The following is a 16,375-nucleotide window of genomic DNA, read 5'->3' on the forward strand; positions in this document are numbered from 1 at the left end:
ATTTAGAAGGAGTGAAAGCATTTGTCAACTGAGAAAATCTTATTACTAGACGGCAATAGTTTGGCTTACAGAGCTTTTTTTGCCCTGCCCTTATTAACGAACGAACATGGTATACATACAAATGCAGTGTATGGCTTTACAATGATGCTACAAAAAATTATGGAAGAAGAAAATCCAACCCATATGTTAGTGGCATTTGATGCCGGAAAAACAACTTTCCGTCATTCTACATTTGGCGAATATAAAGGTGGACGACAAAAAACTCCACCAGAGCTTTCAGAACAATTTCCTTATATACGTAAATTGATTGATGCGTATGGCATTAAGCGGTATGAACTGGAAATGTATGAGGCTGACGATATTATCGGGACTTTAAGTAAGCAAGCAGATGAAAAAGGACAACAAGTAGTAATTGTTTCCGGAGATAAGGATTTAACACAATTAGCTACCGATAAAACAACTGTATATATTACCAGAAAAGGAATTACCGATATTGAAAAGTACACACCTGAACATGTCCAAGAAAAGTATGGTTTAACTCCTCTACAAATTATTGATATGAAAGGCTTGATGGGAGATGCTTCAGATAATATTCCTGGAGTGCCGGGTGTTGGGGAAAAGACAGCTATAAAGTTATTAAAGGAGCATGGCTCTGTTGAGAACTTGTACAAAGCGTTGGAAACAGTGAGTGGCGCTAAGTTAAAGGAAAAACTTATTGCCAATGAAGAACAGGCTATTATGAGTAAAGCATTGGCTACAATTGAAACAGCTGCACCAATAGAGGTTTCTATTAATGATATTTCATATAATGGTCCCAATATGGAAGAGGTAATTGAAGTTTGGAAAGAACTATCTTTTAAAACACTTTTGGATAAAACTGACTATATTACAGAGGAATCAGAAACGACAGAAGTAGCATTCGAAATTATTGAACAAATAGACTCTACTATATTAGACAAAGTAATGGCGGTTCATTTAGAGATGTATGATGGTCAATACCACACTAGTGAACTATTAGGGATTGCTTTATCGAATGGAGAAAAAGGTTATTTTGCTCCAGCAGATGTAGCTTTTAAATCGGAGGATTTTTGTTCGTGGTTAGAGAATAATACGAACAAAAAATATTTAGCAGATTCAAAAGCAACACAAGCAGTTAGCAGAAAACACAATGTTAATGTTCATGGAGTTGAATTTGACCTACTTTTAGCAGCGTATATAGTAAATCCAGCTATTTCGTCAGAGGATGTTGCAGCAATTGCGAAAGAATTTGGTTACTTTAACCTGCTGACAAATGATAGTGTTTACGGAAAAGGTGCCAAAAAATCCGCGCCTGAAATCGATAAAATTGCAGAACATGCAGTTAGAAAAGCAAAGGCAATATGGGATTTAAAAGAAAAGTTAGAAATAAAGCTTGAAGAAAATGAACAATACGCATTGTATAAAGAAATAGAGCTGCCACTTGCTTCTATCCTCGGCACGATGGAATCGGATGGTGTATTGGTGGATAAAAAAATACTAGTAGAAATGGGTCATGAGCTAAATATTAAACTACAGGCGATTGAACAAGACATTTATACACTAGCGGGAGAAACATTTAATATTAATTCACCTAAACAATTAGGCGTAATACTATTTGAAAAAATTGGTCTTACACCTATTAAAAAGACGAAAACAGGTTACTCAACTGCAGCGGATGTTTTAGAGAAACTTGCAAATGAGCATGAAATAATCGAACAAATTCTACTGTATCGTCAATTAGGTAAGCTCAATTCGACGTATATTGAAGGATTGTTAAAAGAGATTCATGAAGATGATGGTAAAATTCATACAAGGTATCAACAAGCACTTACTTCAACTGGTCGCTTGAGTTCGATCAATCCTAATCTACAAAATATACCAGTTCGCTTAGAAGAGGGTAGAAAGATCCGTAAAGCATTTGTCCCTTCTCAACCTGGATGGGTAATGTTTGCAGCTGATTATTCACAAATTGAATTACGTGTACTTGCTCATATGTCAAAGGATGAAAACCTAGTAGATGCTTTTAATAATGACTTAGATATTCATACGAAAACAGCAATGGATGTCTTTCATGTAGAGCAGGACGGTGTTACATCGGATATGCGTCGTGCTGCTAAAGCGGTTAACTTTGGTATCGTATATGGCATTAGTGATTATGGGTTATCACAAAGCCTGGATATTACTAGAAAAGAAGCAGCTAAATTTATCGAGAACTATCTAAATAGCTTCCCTGGGGTAAAAGAATACATGGATGATATCGTTCATGATGCAAAACAAACAGGCTACGTTACAACCATATTAAATAGAAGAAGGTATTTGCCAGAAATAACAAGTTCAAACTTTAATCTACGAAGTTTTGCGGAACGCACTGCGATGAATACACCAATTCAAGGAAGTGCAGCAGATATTATTAAAAAGGCAATGATCGATATGGCAGAAAGATTAAAAGCAGAAAATATGCAAACTAGAATGCTACTGCAGGTTCATGATGAACTGATTTTTGAGGCGCCACCAGAGGAAATTGAAATGCTAGAAAAAATTGTTCCAGAAGTAATGGAAAATGCGATTAAGCTAATTGTCCCTCTTAAAGTCGATTATGCCTTTGGATCATCTTGGTACGACACAAAGTAGGAGGGTTTAAATATGCCTGAATTACCAGAAGTGGAGGGCGTATTACGCGCTCTTCAACCAATTGTCACTGGAAAGACGATTAAGTCTGTGGAGGTTTCTGATACCATTTATAAATCTAAAGCAAATGGTAGAGAAGCAATTATTAAAGGGTTAGATGTAGAGCAGTTTTGTTTAGCTTTACTTGGTGCAAAGATTGATCATTTAGAAAGACGGTCAAAATATATTTATTTTCATCTTATAAAAAATGGACAAGCTCATATGCTCGTCTCTCATTTGGGGATGTCAGGAGCATGGTTTTCTGTGAAAAACGTGCATGAAATAACGGAAGATAAATTTAGAAAGCATGCGCATGTAAGTCTCTTTTTTGAAGAGGGTGACATGCTAGTCTATGCGGATATTCGTCGATTTGGAGAACTGCGATTTTTAGAAACAGAAGCAGACTATCCATCTTTGTTGCTTATGGCACCCGAGCCTTTTGATCAACATGCATTAGATCATTTTCTGCATATGAGCGCATTGCCAAAATATGAAAATAAAGCAATAAAAGAATTTATCATGGATGGTCATATCATATCTGGTTGTGGAAATATATATGCAACTGAAGCGTTATTTCGTATGAAAATACATCCAGCCCGTACAGTAAAAAGAATTAGTAGAGAGCGAAAAATTCAGTTGTTTCAAGAAATTGTAATTGTTCTGCTAGATAGTATTGAAAACGGAGGAAGTACGATTTCAGATTATCGTAGTATTAACGGTGGAGCAGGCAATATGCAAAATAGACTCCAAATGTATGGCAAAAAGGAATGTGGAGTCTGTGGTACGAAAACAAAACAGAAGACGATCGGTGGTCGTACTTCTACCTACTGTCCAGCATGTCAGAAATAAGGGAGTAACTAAATGATTATCGGATTAACAGGTAGTATTGCTAGTGGGAAAAGTACCGTTTCCAATATGTTAAAAGAAATGGGCTTCCCGATAATAGATGCAGATATTGTTGCGCGTGTAGTAGTAGAAAAAGGTACTAGCACACTTGAAATGATTAAAGAAACATTTGGTCCTGTTGTTGTCCACGAAGATGGTGCTTTAAATCGTGAAGCACTAGGTGAGATCATCTTTTCGAATCCTTCTAAACGGAAACAGTTAAATGATATTATTCATCCTGCTATTCGAGCAGAAATGCTTGCTCAGAAGGAGCATTTAGTGCAGCAAAATCATCCAGTTATCATTATGGATATTCCATTGCTTTTTGAAAGCAGGCTGCAGTCCTTCGTGGATAAAATTTTAGTGGTAACAGTAACTGAGCAGACGCAACTAGAAAGATTAATGGCTCGGAATGGTTTTACGCACGAGGAAGCCAAATTACGTATTCAATCACAATTACCTTTATCAGTTAAAGAAGAAGGTGCGGATGCGGTTATTTATAACAATGGATCAATAGAAGAAACCGAACAACAATTGAAAAAAATAATAGCTATTTGGGAACAAGAAAACTAAAAATTAGGTAATCATAATTTGTTCAACATTGGGTGGTCGTGACGTTAGTCGTGACCATCTTTTTTTGAAAAACGGTAATAATAGTGCAATAAATCTGTCAAAAGCATCTCCGAAACATTAGTAACAGATTGTGTCCTTATTATGTTCCTTATCTCAACAGAAACAAGCAAATAAATATCTGAAAATATCGACTTTATTATTCTATCTTTTTAGGGCTACACAATAAAGAAAATGTGTTATACTAATTCAAGGTTAAAAAACAATAAGTATCACATAGTTACAGGAGGACTTTTCATATGGCAGTTTCAGTTGCAATTAATGGTTTTGGACGTATTGGGCGGATGGTATTTCGCCAATTAATAGCTCAAGAGGACATCAATGTGGTAGCGATTAATGCGAGGTACCCATTAGAAACATTGGCACACCTTATCAAATATGATTCTACACATGGTACTTTCACTGGAAATATTGAATTGGCTGATGATGCATTAATAGTAAATGGTCAGCGTGTACAAATTGTAGATGATAGAGATCCAGCCAATTTGCCTTGGAAAGCTTTAAATGTGGATATTGTTATTGAATCCACAGGTAAATTCAATGACGGTGAAAAAGCCAAAGCACATATTGAAGCTGGTGCTAAAAAGGTAATTATTACTGCTCCTGCAAAAAATGAAGATGCAACAATTGTAATGGGCGTTAACGATGATAAATTAGATTCTTCGATTCACCATATTATTTCAAATGCTAGCTGCACTACAAACTGCTTAGCACCTGTCGTTAAAGTATTAAATGACACATTTGGCATTGAAAATGGATTGATGACAACTGTTCATGCATATACAAACGATCAAAATAATTTAGACAATCCTCATAAAGATTTGAGACGTGCGCGTGCCTGTGGCCAATCGATCATTCCAACTTCTACCGGAGCAGCAAAAGCTCTTACGCTTGTACTGCCAGAGCTTGAAGGGAAAATTCATGGTATGGCATTACGTGTACCAACTCCGAATGTTTCTTTAGTTGATTTAGTTGTGGATTTACAAAAGAATGTTACTGTTGAAGAGGTAAACAAAGCTTTCGTTAAAGCATCTGAAGGCGCAATGCAAGGAATCTTGGGTATTACAATGGAACCACTCGTATCAATCGACTTTAACACTACAACACTATCAACAACAGTTGATGGTTTAACAACTATGGTTATTGGGGACCGAAAAGTGAAAGTTCTTGCGTGGTACGATAATGAATGGGGTTACTCTGCAAGAGTAGTAGACCTTACTAAAAAAGTTGCGTCGTCTCTATGATTATTCAATCCTCTTTCTAATAATTAGAAAGAGGATATATTATTTCTTGCATAATTAAATAAAACAACATATAATGAGAATCGTGTTACTTTACTTGTACACCGACTACTTAAAGGGTTAGGACCTCTTTGGACTAACTTTCCCCCGTGGTAGTCAACTTTGAGGTTAAAAATAAAACTTATCAAAGGGGGAAACGGACATTGGAAACAATGGGACGTCACATTATTGCAGAACTATGGGAGTGCGATTTCGACAAACTTAACGATATGCAATTTATCGAGCAAACATTTGTTGATGCTGCACTAAAATCTGGTGCAGAGGTCAGAGAAGTTGCATTTCACAAATTTGCACCACAAGGTGTAAGTGGAGTCGTTATTATTTCCGAATCGCATTTAACGATTCACAGCTTTCCAGAGCACGGTTATGCGAGCATTGATGTGTATACATGTGGTGATTTAGATCCATCAATCGCAGCTAACTATATTGCAGATGCTCTTAACGCTGGAACACGCGAAACGTTAGAAATGCCACGTGGTATGGGACCTGTTAAAAAGCCTGCATCACGAATGACAGTTCAAGCGTAATAGATTTATACCTGACTGAGTGAGCAGAGGAAGCGATTCCTCTGCTTTTTCGATTTTATAGAAGAATGTTGTTATAATAGATACATAAAACTACCGTGATGAATTAGGAGAGATCAATATGAGATGCCCAACTTGCCAATATAATGGCACTAAAGTTGTCGATTCTCGTCCTGTGGATGACAATAAGGCAATCAGAAGAAGAAGAGAGTGCGAGGATTGTGGATTTCGTTTTACTACATTTGAAAAAGTAGAGGAGACACCACTAATCGTTGTAAAAAAAGATGGCTCTCGTGAAGAGTTTAGTCGTGAAAAAGTATTGCGTGGGCTTATTCGAGCTTGTGAAAAGAGACCAGTTGCACTAGAGCAGCTTGAAAATATGGTCTTCTCTATTGAAAAAGAATTACGAAGAATGGGCAATGCAGAGGTAAAGTCAGAGGACGTTGGTGAGATTGTAATGGATAAGCTTGCGGAAGTAGATGAAGTAGCTTACGTACGCTTTGCTTCTGTCTACCGTCAGTTCAAAGACCTTAATGTATTCATCGATGAACTTAAAGAAATTTTAAAGAAAAATCCATCATTATAAACATTTTATATATATCAAAATCTAAAAGGAGCGTAGATGCAATTGTCGATGTTATATAAAGAGCTACAGCCAGCAGATTTGTATATGATTCGCTTACCATATTCTTTATCAGATTATGATCGGCAATTGTTGACTTTGTTTTATCAGCCGTTGGTTGGAGCAGAAAGTATAAGTTTGTATTTAACACTTTGGGCAGATGGAGAACATAAAAACAGTGAGCGATGGTCGCACTATCAACTGATGAATGTTCTTGGCATGCCAATCGGTAAAATTTTTCGAGCACGTCTTGCTCTCGAGGCAATCGGTTTGCTGCGTACTTGGAAAAGAACAATGGATGAAGGAAGTATATTCCATTATGAGCTTGCAGCCCCATTAGATGCTGAATCATTCTTGAAGGATCCGTTGCTATCCATGTTTTTGCTAAACAAGGTAGGAGAAAATGCTTTTATACAATTGCGTAATCGCTTTGTCCAAAGCTCTAATTGGAATGAGGGCTTCACAGACGTCTCAAGAACTTTTGTCGATGTTTTTAAACCATCAACCAAAATGAATAATACTGTATCTGTCGATGAAACTTTCGAATCAAAGGAAAGAAAATCTTCAGTCCCTTTTTATTACGATGAATTTGATTTTTCATTACTTCAAGAAGGACTTTCAGAACAATTAGTGCCTAAATCAGCGATGAACATTGAAGCAAAAGAAGTAATTGCAAAACTCGCTTTCTTATATAACCTAAGCCCAGTGGAAATGCAAAAAGTAGTTATTTTAGCTTTAGATGATGATTTACATTTATCAGAAGCTAGATTAAAAAAAGCGTGCGCAGATTATTACAAACTAACGGTTTCAAAAGTGGCACCAGTAATTGAGAAGATTGAAAAGAAAGCTGTACCTATAGATACTACCGTGCCTTTAACGAAGGAAGGGGAGCTAATCCACTATTTAGAAACAACTCCTCCAATAACCGTATTAAAGGATATTGCAAACGGGAAAGAGCCGATTCTCGCCGATGTTCAGTTAGCTAATCACTTTATAACTCATTTTAAAATGCCAATAGGTGTAGTTAATGTATTACTGCAATATGTTTTACTACGTACAGACATGAAACTCACAAAAAATTATGCAGAAAAAATTGCTTCTCACTGGATGCGTAAGGATGTCAAAACAGCTAAAGAGGCAATGGAACTTGCTAGAAATGAGCATGAACAATACGTAAAATGGAAAAATGAAGGCTCTCCACAAAAATCGTATTCTAAAAAACCGACACGTGAGGAAAAAGTGCCTGATTGGTTTTATAAGAAAGAAGGAGAAGCGAAGAAATCCTCTGGTAATTCGACAAATGGCATTCAAAATATCGATGAGGAACGTCAAAAACTATTAGCAGAGCTAGGCATGCTAAAAAGGTAGGTGGAAAAAGTGGAACGTATAAATGAGACCTTAAGAAGAGTTGTGTCACCCGAATTTACTACGAGATTAAATGATATGAAAAAAGAAGTTTTAGAAGATCAACGGGTACAGAGTTTCTTAGAGGAAAATGCATCACATATTAACAAGGAGATAGTCGATCGAAGCTTAAGTAAGTTATATGAATTTATCTCTCAGTCTCATAATTGTGAGGCTTGTCCAACGCTAGATGAATGTAAGAACTACATGAAAGGTTATGAACCTAAACTAGTTCTTGATCGAAACTTGATTGATAATGATTTTATTCGTTGTAAACGAGGTATTATTGAAGATGAGCGTAAGAAGGTTACTTCCATGATAGATAGTATTCATATGCCTAAAGAGGTTATGGAGGCTAGTCTTGCTGGAGTGGACTTAGAGGATGGTAGTAGAGTAGTAGCAGTCCGTGCAGCTAAGGATTTTCTGAACGAGTGGGAGCGTACAAATGTGTTACCAGCTAAAGGATTGTATATCCACGGCAAGTTTGGTGTAGGAAAGTCCTATTTATTAGGTGCTCTCGCAAATGAGCTAGCGGCAAGACATATACATTCGGTAGTTGTGTATGTTCCGGAATTTTTTAGAGAAATGAAACAATCCATCCAGGATCAGTCACTTGCGGAGAAAATTGAATTCGTCAAGCGAGCTCCAGTTTTAATGCTAGATGATATTGGTGCTGAAACAATGTCCAGCTGGACGAGAGATGAAATCTTAGGTACGATTTTACATTATCGAATGTCGGAACAGTTACCAACTTTTATGTCTTCTAATTTCAACTATGACGAGTTACAGCATCATTTATCTTTCACACAACGTGGAGAAAAGGAAGTAGTCAAAGCTGGTCGAATTATGGAACGTATTCGTGCACTTACGACTCCAATTGCACTTCAAGGGAAAAATTGGAGAGAAAGTTAAAGAATATGTGAGAGATCGCTCGGAAAAAATGGATTTCATCTTGCAATTGAATTTTCTGTGGCGTATAATCATTTTCATAAGAATAAGTAAATGCGAGGAAGAGGACAACAATCAGTTTGTACGACTTTAAAGAGAGAGAAGCCTTGGCTGTAAGCTTCTTAAGTATCGGCAATCGATTTACCACCTCAGAGCAGTAATTGTGAATTTATATAGCAATTACCGGAAACCGGCCCGTTAGCCGATGCAGAGCTTCGTCTATTTCATTTGTCATTACTTTTAGTAATGGGTAGACAGAAGAAGGGTGGAACCACGACTTGAACCTCGTCCCTTTTTAGGGATGGGGTTTTTTATTGTTTTCACTATTTTTACTATTAAAGGAGTGTTCAAAATGGCAGAAATTATTAAATTGAAATTTCCAGATGGAGCAGTGAAGGAATTCCCTATATCAACAACTACAGAAGAAATTGCTCAATCGATTAGTCCGGGATTACGCAAAAAAGCACTTGCTGGAAAACTAAGTGGAGTATTAATCGATCTTAAAACACCAATCACAGAAGATGGAGAAATAGCAATCATTACTCCGGAATCTGACGAAGCGCTTGAAATTTTGCGCCACAGTTCAGCACATTTACTTGCGCAAGCAGTTAAACGTCTTTTTAAAGATGTTAAATTAGGTATTGGACCAGTTATCGAAAATGGTTTTTACTATGATATTGATTCACCGACACCAATAACTGCAGAAGACTTACCATTAATAGAAAAAGAAATGAAAAAAATTATTAATGAAAATATTGAAATCATTCGTCATGATGTTTCACGCCAGGTTGCTTTTGAGAAATTTAAAGAAGATGAATACAAAGTAGAACTTTTGGAAGCAATTCCAGAAGGCGAACAGGTTTCAATTTATGAGCAAGGGGACTTCTTTGACCTTTGCCGTGGCGTCCATGTTCCATCTACAGGTAAACTTAAAGAGTTTAAATTATTAAGTATCGCTGGTGCTTACTGGCGTGGAAATAGTGATAATAAAATGCTACAACGTATTTATGGTACTGCATTCTTCAAAAAAGAAGAGCTTACACATCATTTAAATATGCTTGAAGAAGCAAGAGAACGTGACCACCGTAAAATCGGGAAAGAATTAGATCTATTCACAACTTCCCAAAAAGTTGGGCAAGGCTTGCCACTTTGGTTACCGAACGGTGCAACAATCCGTCGTGTAATTGAACGGTATATTGTAGATAAAGAGCTTAAACTAGGCTATAAACATGTTTATACACCGGTATTAGGTTCGAAAGAGCTTTACGAAACATCTGGTCACTGGGATCATTATCAAGACTCTATGTTCCCACCAATGGAAATGGACAATGAAACTTTAGTTCTTCGTCCAATGAACTGTCCACATCATATGATGGTGTTCAAAAATGGTATGCATTCTTATAGAAACCTACCATTACGCATTGCTGAATTAGGTACAATGCACCGTTATGAAATGTCAGGTGCAGTATCAGGCTTACAACGTGTTCGCGGAATGACTTTAAATGATGCGCATTTATTTGTACGACCAGACCAAATTAAATCAGAATTCCAAAAAGTCGTAGAATTAATTATTTCGGTTTATAAAGATTTTAACTTGGAAGACTACTCATTCCGTCTTTCTTATCGTGATCCTCAAAACAAAGAAAAATATTTTGACAACGATGAAATGTGGGAAAAAGCACAAAGCATGTTAAAAGAAGCAATGGACGAGCTTGGTCTAGATTACTTTGAAGCAGAAGATGAAGCAGCATTCTACGGACCAAAATTAGACGTTCAAGTGAAAACAGCAATTGGTAAAGAGGAAACTTTATCTACTGTTCAATTAGACTTCTTGTTACCAGAACGCTTTGACTTAAATTACATTGGAGAAGATGGCAAGCATCATCGTCCAGTTGTTATCCACCGCGGAGTAGTTTCTACAATGGAACGCTTTGTAGCATTCTTGATCGAAGAGTATAAAGGTGCATTCCCAACTTGGTTAGCTCCTGTTCAAGTGGAAATCATTCCAGTTTCCAATGAAGTGCATTTTGAATTTGCTAAGCAAATTGAAGAGCAACTAGTTGCTGCTGGTTTCCGTGTTGAAATGGATGACCGCGAAGAGAAACTAGGATATAAAATCCGCGAAGCACAAATGCAAAAAATTCCATACATGCTTGTACTAGGCGATAAAGAGCTAGAAGCAGGTAATGTAAATGTTCGTAAATACGGAGAACAAAAATCAGAAAGCATTCCTTTTGCAGAGTTCTTAGAACGCCTGAAAGAAGAAGTAGCACATTAATAAAATTGGTTGTTGACATGATCATATCAACGTGCTATAGTTAATAAGGTTATTGAATACAAGTTTGCGGTATAAGAAGAGGCTGCCCGCTTCTCACCTGTTTGACACCTACAAGTGTTGTTGACTGGTAAGCATAAGATCGACTGTAACATGTAGTTTCTACATGTACTCATATCGGCGGGCAGACATATATTATATGTCTGTCCGCTTTTTTTATGGATCTAAAACGGCGTAACTTATTCGTTTCTACGGAATTTATGCCCAAACCATGTATTCGCGACACTATTTGGAGGTGGATCAATATTAGCAAAGACATGTATGTAAACGATGGCATTCGAGCACGCGAACTACGAGTTATTGATCAGAACGGTGATCAATTAGGTTTAAAAACCCGTAATGAAGCACTTGAAATAGCTGGTCGAGTAAATTTGGATCTTGTCCTTGTGGCTCCTCAAGCCAAGCCGCCAGTCGCTCGTATCATGGACTATGGTAAGTTCAAATTTGAGCAGCAAAAGAAAGATCGTGAAGTTCGTAAAAATCAAAAAATTATCGTGATGAAAGAGGTTCGTTTGAGCCCAACAATCGATGAGCATGATTTCCAAACGAAATTAAAAAACGCGATTAAATTCCTTGAAAAAGGAGACAAAGTGAAAGCATCTATTCGCTTTAAAGGTCGTGCCATTACTCATAAAGAGATTGGACAACGAGTTTTAGATAGATTTGCAGAAGCTTGTACGGAAGTATCCACTGTCGAGTCAAAACCGAAAATGGATGGCCGTAGTATGTTTTTAGTGCTTGCACCAAAAAACGAAAAACAGTAATAGAGTACAATTGTTTAGGAGGAATTCGACATGCCGAAAATGAAAACTCACCGTGGAGCTGCAAAGCGTTTCAAAAAAACCGGGACTGGAAAATTAAAACATGACCGTGCTTTTGGAAGCCACTTATTCGCTAACAAATCTACTAAAGCAAAACGTAAATTACGTAAAACTAAAGTAGCTTCTTCAGGCGATTACAAACGTATCAAAACTTTATTAACTTACATGAAATAATAATAGAAATTCAATCATTCGAAAGAATAGCAGGAGGTAATGAATCATGCCACGCGTAAAAAGCACACCAGTAACTAAACGTCGTCGTAAAAAAGTATTAAAATTAGCTAAAGGTTATTACGGTTCAAAACATACATTATACAAAGTTGCTAACCAACAAGTAATGAAATCATTCATGTATGCATACCGTGATCGTCGTAACAAAAAACGTGATTTCCGTAGACTATGGATTACACGTATCAATGCGGCAGCACGTATGAACGGACTTTCGTATAGCCGTTTAATGCACGGATTGAAATTAGCTGAAATCGAAGTTAACCGTAAAATGTTAGCAGATCTTGCAGTAACAGATTCTCAAGCATTTACACAACTTGCAGATGCAGCAAAAAAAGCAATCGCAAAATAATTTAAGTTAAAAAAGCTGATAGAGATTCTATCAGCTTTTTTTGTACAAGGAGCAAAATAAGTATGACAAATGTTCTTCTTATGTTTATATTGATCATGTCGATTATAGCTTTTGTTGTAATGGGATATGACAAATCACAAGCAAGAAAACAGGGACAACGCATATCAGAAAAAACACTTTGGACACTAGCGATTGTTGGAGGCGGAATCGGCGCATACATTGGCATGCAAATGTTTCGCCATAAAACGAAACACACGAATTTTCGTGTTGGGTTTTTAATGCTAATGATTTTATATGCATTTTTAATTTTTTACATATTAACAAAAGACAGCTCTATCATTGCATAGAGCTGTCTTTTTTGCTCTGATTTGTCAACCGACCTTGATGTCTCACCAGGAGGATCTACGCCAAGCGCACACCTGTATGGTGGGTATAGACCCAATAAGCGTAGAATCGATCAATGAACATCAAAAATCGATCGATCAAGCTATAAAATCGATCGATCCCCACTCACAATCGATCAATCAATAGCAATAATCGATCAATGACGACATATGATCGATCGACCACACCAAATAATCGATCGCTCACTCACTTAAAAAAGTTGGTCGAAGATTCTCGACCAACCATTTTTTATTATCACTCATCGTCTTTCATTAATTGTTCGATTGGACTTTTCCAGTTGATTTTGGCTTCTGGATAATTCATTTTGATTTCATTTTGTAAAAAACGTAAATCCTCTTTTGTAAAGCCCTGTAGTTTAGCGGGATCTTTTGTCCATATGAAAATAGAGACGACTTCGAAAGCCTGATCGGTCGTACCTAAATATTTTTCTCCCTCAAATAGAGCGCCTTTATACGTGATAAAGAAGTTTTTACGAACATTTTTTACTTCATCATAATAATAATATTGTTCCTTTTCATATGCCTCATCTAGCTTACGCTTCGGATCAAATAAGTAGCGCAGGATTTTATAAAAAACATATATGATAAGTATTAAAATAAGTAATCTTAATATATAGAACATCTCAAATGTCCTCCTTGTAAAATACATTGTACTTGCTATACGATAGAGAAGGTAGTTTGGTTTCAAAATAAATTAAAATATTTGGAGGAAATGATGAATTTACACAAACTTTTTACAATGCAGCGTGGTTTAGACCAATATATACAAGCTAACATGCAAGTAACGGAGGACGTTTTTATAAAAAAAGGGTTGGCACTAATAGTTGAACTCGCAGAACTTGCGAATGAAACGAGATGCTTTAAATTCTGGAGTGAGAAGGGACCTTCAGAACGAAGCGTTATTTTGGAGGAATATGTTGATTCTATCCACTTTATATTATCATTAGGAATAGAAAAAGGCTTTCAAGATTTACACGAGTGGCCACGTGAAGTTGTGGAAGGTGATTTAACTGCACTCTTCATAGGTACGAATAAATCTATTTTAACTTTTTTAACTGAGCCGACTAAAATTCATTACGAAAAATTGTGGATTTTGTATGGTGCAATTGCAGAAAGGCTTGGCTTTAGTAGTGAGGATGTCTTACAGGCATATATCGAAAAAAATGAAACGAATTATGAGCGCCAAAAAAATGGTTATTAACTTTGGTTGAAACTTTTTCACATTTTAGCCGTAAATTAGCAAAAGCTTTATTGGGGGTTAAATCAATGAAAAAGTTTTTATTGTATTTTCTTTTAATATTTCTTTCCTTTTCTTTCGGAATAGTAGCAGAAGCAAAGTCCTATTCCATAGATAAAGTACATATAAAGTCTTGGATTCAACCAAACGGTGATCTTTTAGTAAATGAAGTATTTACATATAATTTTGAGGGATCCTTCTCTAATTTGCGCCGCTCTTTCCCAACAGAACACGGGGAAAATGTAGAAGAATTCTACGCTTATGAATTAAACCAATTAGACTTGGAACCTGGGTTTATCGATCAAACTATGATGACACCCCTAGAAGTACAGCGAAAAAATAACACGTTCTATTCCAACATAGGTATACATAGTCAGCAAGTGTCGTTTTTATATGTGTATAGGCTTAAAAAGAGTATTACGGCCTATGATAATTATAACGATCTGGATGTTGTTTACTTTGAAGATGGGGATGCTCATGACCAGGATTTCTCTAATTTAACGATTGATTATATTTTCCCGGAAACTGTTGAAACAAAAATGTTTGAAGGTGTATTCTATAATAAAACAAAGGTGCAGATCGAAAAAAATAATATTGGTATTCGGTTTAGAAGTCCTGCTGCCAAAGCTTATACGGAAACTAAGACTAGTTTAATATTTCCGGCAAACCTAATTTCAACACATGAAAAAATTAAAGCATCCTTAACCTATGAAGAGGCATTGGCCAATGAAATAAAAAAGCAAAAAGAATGGAATAAAAAGCTATCCTATTTGGATGCACTTATCTCATTCATTCCGAAAGTATCTTTTGCTATGCTACTCATCATTCTTAGCTTTCTTTTGTTTTTGCCACAAAGGCATTTTTGGAGAAAAGGACAAAGTGATGTAATTTTAAGTACCGATGTATTGTATTTATTTTTTGTTGATAAATGTGGAAAACCTCATCCTAAAGCCTTCCTTGCAGGTCTTTTTTCACTAGTAGAAAAAGGAGCTGTGAAAGTTAAGCATGCAAAGTCTGCGCTTCGTTTTAAACATGATCCGAAAGCTCCTGAAGAAACACTAGATTTTCGGCTTATAAATGGTGGATTAGCAGTGTCAGCTTTTGAAAAGCATTTGATTAGTTGGCTGTTTACAACTAAAAGTGGCTCCAGAAAATGGGCATTTCATTTACATGATGCTGCAGGTGCCGCGAAGGATAATAGGGACTCCAAATTCTTTCATACTAAAGTGAAGGTCTTTAAAAAGAAACAAACAGAGTGGCACCATTTAGTAGAAAAAGAGCTAGAAGAAGCGGGAGCTATTAACAGTAAAATTCCTTTACTAATTATATCTGCTGCGATCCTTATAGTTTCAATGATTACTATGTTTGCATATTATGCGAATGCGCAAAGCTATTTTGCGATTGCTTTTATTATCACAATAACGATTAGCTTTTTAGTTATCCTTTGGATTAAAAAACGTTCAACTCTTTTTCTTAGTATATACTTAGTTTTATTATTTTTTTCTATTGCTTCTATTGGGAATGAAGAGGTAGTAGATTTAATCATTGGATTGTTATTTCTGATTATTGTTTTATATTTAGTTGTACCTAGAAACATTCTTTCGATGAATGCGGTACGAGCAAAAGATGCAATACGGTCCTATCGAAAAGAACTAAAGAATGGTATGCCATTTACATTAGGTAATGTTGAACAAGAAAAATGGATTATTAGAGCTTATTTATTAGGTAGAAAAAATATTGACATCCCACTCAAAGAATTGTCTATTCCTATTGCTACTGTATTATTTGCAAGCACTGACCCGATAGATTATGTTACAAAGTCTTGGTCAAGGACTAAGGTTTCCACTTCTTCGTCAGATGGAGGAGGTTCTTATGGAGGAGATTCTTCGGGAGGGGGAGGAGACGGCGGTGGCGGAGCTGGAGCTGATTGAAGTTTCACTTTTTGTTTTCAAATTTTGAAAATGTCATTAATTTAGAATATAATTAAACCGTACATATA

The 16,375-nt window shown here is 36.3% G+C and carries 16 protein-coding genes; 15 read left to right on the forward strand and 1 reads right to left on the reverse strand.

Features of this window, described 5'->3' with window-relative positions:
• Window positions 1-21 precede the first annotated feature (21 nt).
• The 13 genes from polA to BLR36_RS03980 all read left to right on the forward strand — a co-directional run bounded on the left by polA (window position 22) and on the right by BLR36_RS03980 (window position 13,082).
• Window positions 22-2,649 (forward strand): DNA polymerase I, encoded by a 2,628-nt coding sequence (polA, locus tag BLR36_RS03920; protein WP_093060425.1) that lies wholly within the window; start codon window positions 22-24, stop codon window positions 2,647-2,649.
• A 12-nt stretch (window positions 2,650-2,661) separates the two neighbouring features.
• The gene (gene mutM, locus BLR36_RS03925; RefSeq protein WP_093060426.1) at window positions 2,662-3,534 is read left to right on the forward strand and encodes a DNA-formamidopyrimidine glycosylase; all 873 of its coding nucleotides are present in this window, start codon (window positions 2,662-2,664) and stop codon (window positions 3,532-3,534) included.
• 12 nt (window positions 3,535-3,546) lie between these two features.
• Window positions 3,547-4,143: a dephospho-CoA kinase gene (gene coaE, locus BLR36_RS03930; RefSeq protein ID WP_093060427.1), complete on the forward strand. Its 597-nt coding sequence runs from the start codon at window positions 3,547-3,549 to the stop codon at window positions 4,141-4,143.
• Between the two features lie 296 nt (window positions 4,144-4,439).
• Entirely contained in the window at window positions 4,440-5,444 is a 1,005-nt protein-coding gene (locus BLR36_RS03935; RefSeq protein WP_093060428.1) for a glyceraldehyde-3-phosphate dehydrogenase, read from the forward strand.
• 200 nt (window positions 5,445-5,644) lie between these two features.
• The gene (gene speD / locus BLR36_RS03940) at window positions 5,645-6,028 is read left to right on the forward strand and encodes an adenosylmethionine decarboxylase (RefSeq protein ID WP_093060429.1); all 384 of its coding nucleotides are present in this window, start codon (window positions 5,645-5,647) and stop codon (window positions 6,026-6,028) included.
• A gap of 118 nt (window positions 6,029-6,146) precedes the next feature.
• Window positions 6,147-6,611, forward strand: coding sequence for a transcriptional regulator NrdR (gene nrdR / locus BLR36_RS03945; RefSeq protein WP_093060430.1), 465 nt, complete (start codon window positions 6,147-6,149; stop codon window positions 6,609-6,611).
• Between the two features lie 48 nt (window positions 6,612-6,659).
• Window positions 6,660-8,015, forward strand: a complete 1,356-nt coding sequence (locus BLR36_RS03950) for a replication initiation and membrane attachment family protein (RefSeq protein WP_254771335.1) — start codon at window positions 6,660-6,662, stop codon at window positions 8,013-8,015.
• Window positions 8,016-8,024: 9 nt separating this feature from the next.
• Window positions 8,025-8,963, forward strand: a complete 939-nt coding sequence (gene dnaI, locus BLR36_RS03955; protein ID WP_093060431.1) for a primosomal protein DnaI — start codon at window positions 8,025-8,027, stop codon at window positions 8,961-8,963.
• A gap of 388 nt (window positions 8,964-9,351) precedes the next feature.
• Window positions 9,352-11,277 (forward strand): threonine--tRNA ligase, encoded by a 1,926-nt coding sequence (gene thrS, locus BLR36_RS03960; protein WP_093060432.1) that lies wholly within the window; start codon window positions 9,352-9,354, stop codon window positions 11,275-11,277.
• A gap of 257 nt (window positions 11,278-11,534) precedes the next feature.
• Window positions 11,535-12,098, forward strand: a complete 564-nt coding sequence (gene infC, locus BLR36_RS03965) for a translation initiation factor IF-3 (protein ID WP_093060784.1) — start codon at window positions 11,535-11,537, stop codon at window positions 12,096-12,098.
• A 30-nt stretch (window positions 12,099-12,128) separates the two neighbouring features.
• Window positions 12,129-12,329 (forward strand): 50S ribosomal protein L35, encoded by a 201-nt coding sequence (gene rpmI, locus BLR36_RS03970; RefSeq protein ID WP_053588661.1) that lies wholly within the window; start codon window positions 12,129-12,131, stop codon window positions 12,327-12,329.
• Between the two features lie 46 nt (window positions 12,330-12,375).
• A complete protein-coding gene (gene rplT, locus BLR36_RS03975; protein ID WP_090564198.1) occupies window positions 12,376-12,735 on the forward strand; it encodes a 50S ribosomal protein L20 in 360 nt (119 codons plus the stop codon).
• Window positions 12,736-12,797: 62 nt separating this feature from the next.
• The gene (locus tag BLR36_RS03980) at window positions 12,798-13,082 is read left to right on the forward strand and encodes a DUF1294 domain-containing protein (protein WP_093060433.1); all 285 of its coding nucleotides are present in this window, start codon (window positions 12,798-12,800) and stop codon (window positions 13,080-13,082) included.
• A gap of 292 nt (window positions 13,083-13,374) precedes the next feature.
• On the opposite strand, the gene BLR36_RS03985 is transcribed toward BLR36_RS03980, so the two are convergent.
• Window positions 13,375-13,761, reverse strand: coding sequence for a sigma-w pathway protein ysdB (locus BLR36_RS03985; protein ID WP_093060434.1), 387 nt, complete (start codon window positions 13,759-13,761; stop codon window positions 13,375-13,377).
• Window positions 13,762-13,854: 93 nt separating this feature from the next.
• Between BLR36_RS03985 and BLR36_RS03990 the strand changes: the two genes are divergently transcribed.
• Both BLR36_RS03990 and BLR36_RS03995 read left to right on the forward strand, forming a co-directional pair.
• Complete coding sequence (locus tag BLR36_RS03990) at window positions 13,855-14,340, forward strand: dUTP diphosphatase (RefSeq protein ID WP_093060435.1); 486 nt, start codon at window positions 13,855-13,857, stop codon at window positions 14,338-14,340.
• 65 nt (window positions 14,341-14,405) lie between these two features.
• On the forward strand, window positions 14,406-16,307 hold the full coding sequence (locus tag BLR36_RS03995; protein ID WP_093060436.1) for a DUF2207 domain-containing protein: 1,902 nt from the start codon (window positions 14,406-14,408) through the stop codon (window positions 16,305-16,307).
• Window positions 16,308-16,375: the final 68 nt, after the last annotated feature.

The sequence above is a fragment of the Psychrobacillus sp. OK028 genome (assembly GCF_900103605.1).
In the GTDB taxonomy this organism is placed as follows: Bacteria; Bacillota; Bacilli; order Bacillales_A; family Planococcaceae; genus Psychrobacillus.

Excerpts from the sequence above, each read along its gene's own strand:
- mutM (WP_093060426.1), top strand. The coding sequence starts at position 2,662 with ATGCCTGAATTACCAGAAGTGGAGGGCGTATTACGCGCTCTTCAACCA.
- coaE (WP_093060427.1), top strand. The coding sequence starts at position 3,547 with ATGATTATCGGATTAACAGGTAGTATTGCTAGTGGGAAAAGTACCGTT.
- BLR36_RS03935 (WP_093060428.1), top strand. The coding sequence starts at position 4,440 with ATGGCAGTTTCAGTTGCAATTAATGGTTTTGGACGTATTGGGCGGATG.
- nrdR (WP_093060430.1), top strand. The coding sequence starts at position 6,147 with ATGAGATGCCCAACTTGCCAATATAATGGCACTAAAGTTGTCGATTCT.
- BLR36_RS03950 (WP_254771335.1), top strand. The coding sequence starts at position 6,660 with ATGTTATATAAAGAGCTACAGCCAGCAGATTTGTATATGATTCGCTTA.
- thrS (WP_093060432.1), top strand. The coding sequence starts at position 9,352 with ATGGCAGAAATTATTAAATTGAAATTTCCAGATGGAGCAGTGAAGGAA.
- infC (WP_093060784.1), top strand. The coding sequence starts at position 11,535 with ATGCCCAAACCATGTATTCGCGACACTATTTGGAGGTGGATCAATATT.
- rpmI (WP_053588661.1), top strand. The coding sequence starts at position 12,129 with ATGCCGAAAATGAAAACTCACCGTGGAGCTGCAAAGCGTTTCAAAAAA.
- rplT (WP_090564198.1), top strand. The coding sequence starts at position 12,376 with ATGCCACGCGTAAAAAGCACACCAGTAACTAAACGTCGTCGTAAAAAA.
- BLR36_RS03980 (WP_093060433.1), top strand. The coding sequence starts at position 12,798 with ATGACAAATGTTCTTCTTATGTTTATATTGATCATGTCGATTATAGCT.
- BLR36_RS03985 (WP_093060434.1), bottom strand. The coding sequence starts at position 13,761 with ATGTTCTATATATTAAGATTACTTATTTTAATACTTATCATATATGTT.
- BLR36_RS03990 (WP_093060435.1), top strand. The coding sequence starts at position 13,855 with ATGAATTTACACAAACTTTTTACAATGCAGCGTGGTTTAGACCAATAT.
- BLR36_RS03995 (WP_093060436.1), top strand. The coding sequence starts at position 14,406 with ATGAAAAAGTTTTTATTGTATTTTCTTTTAATATTTCTTTCCTTTTCT.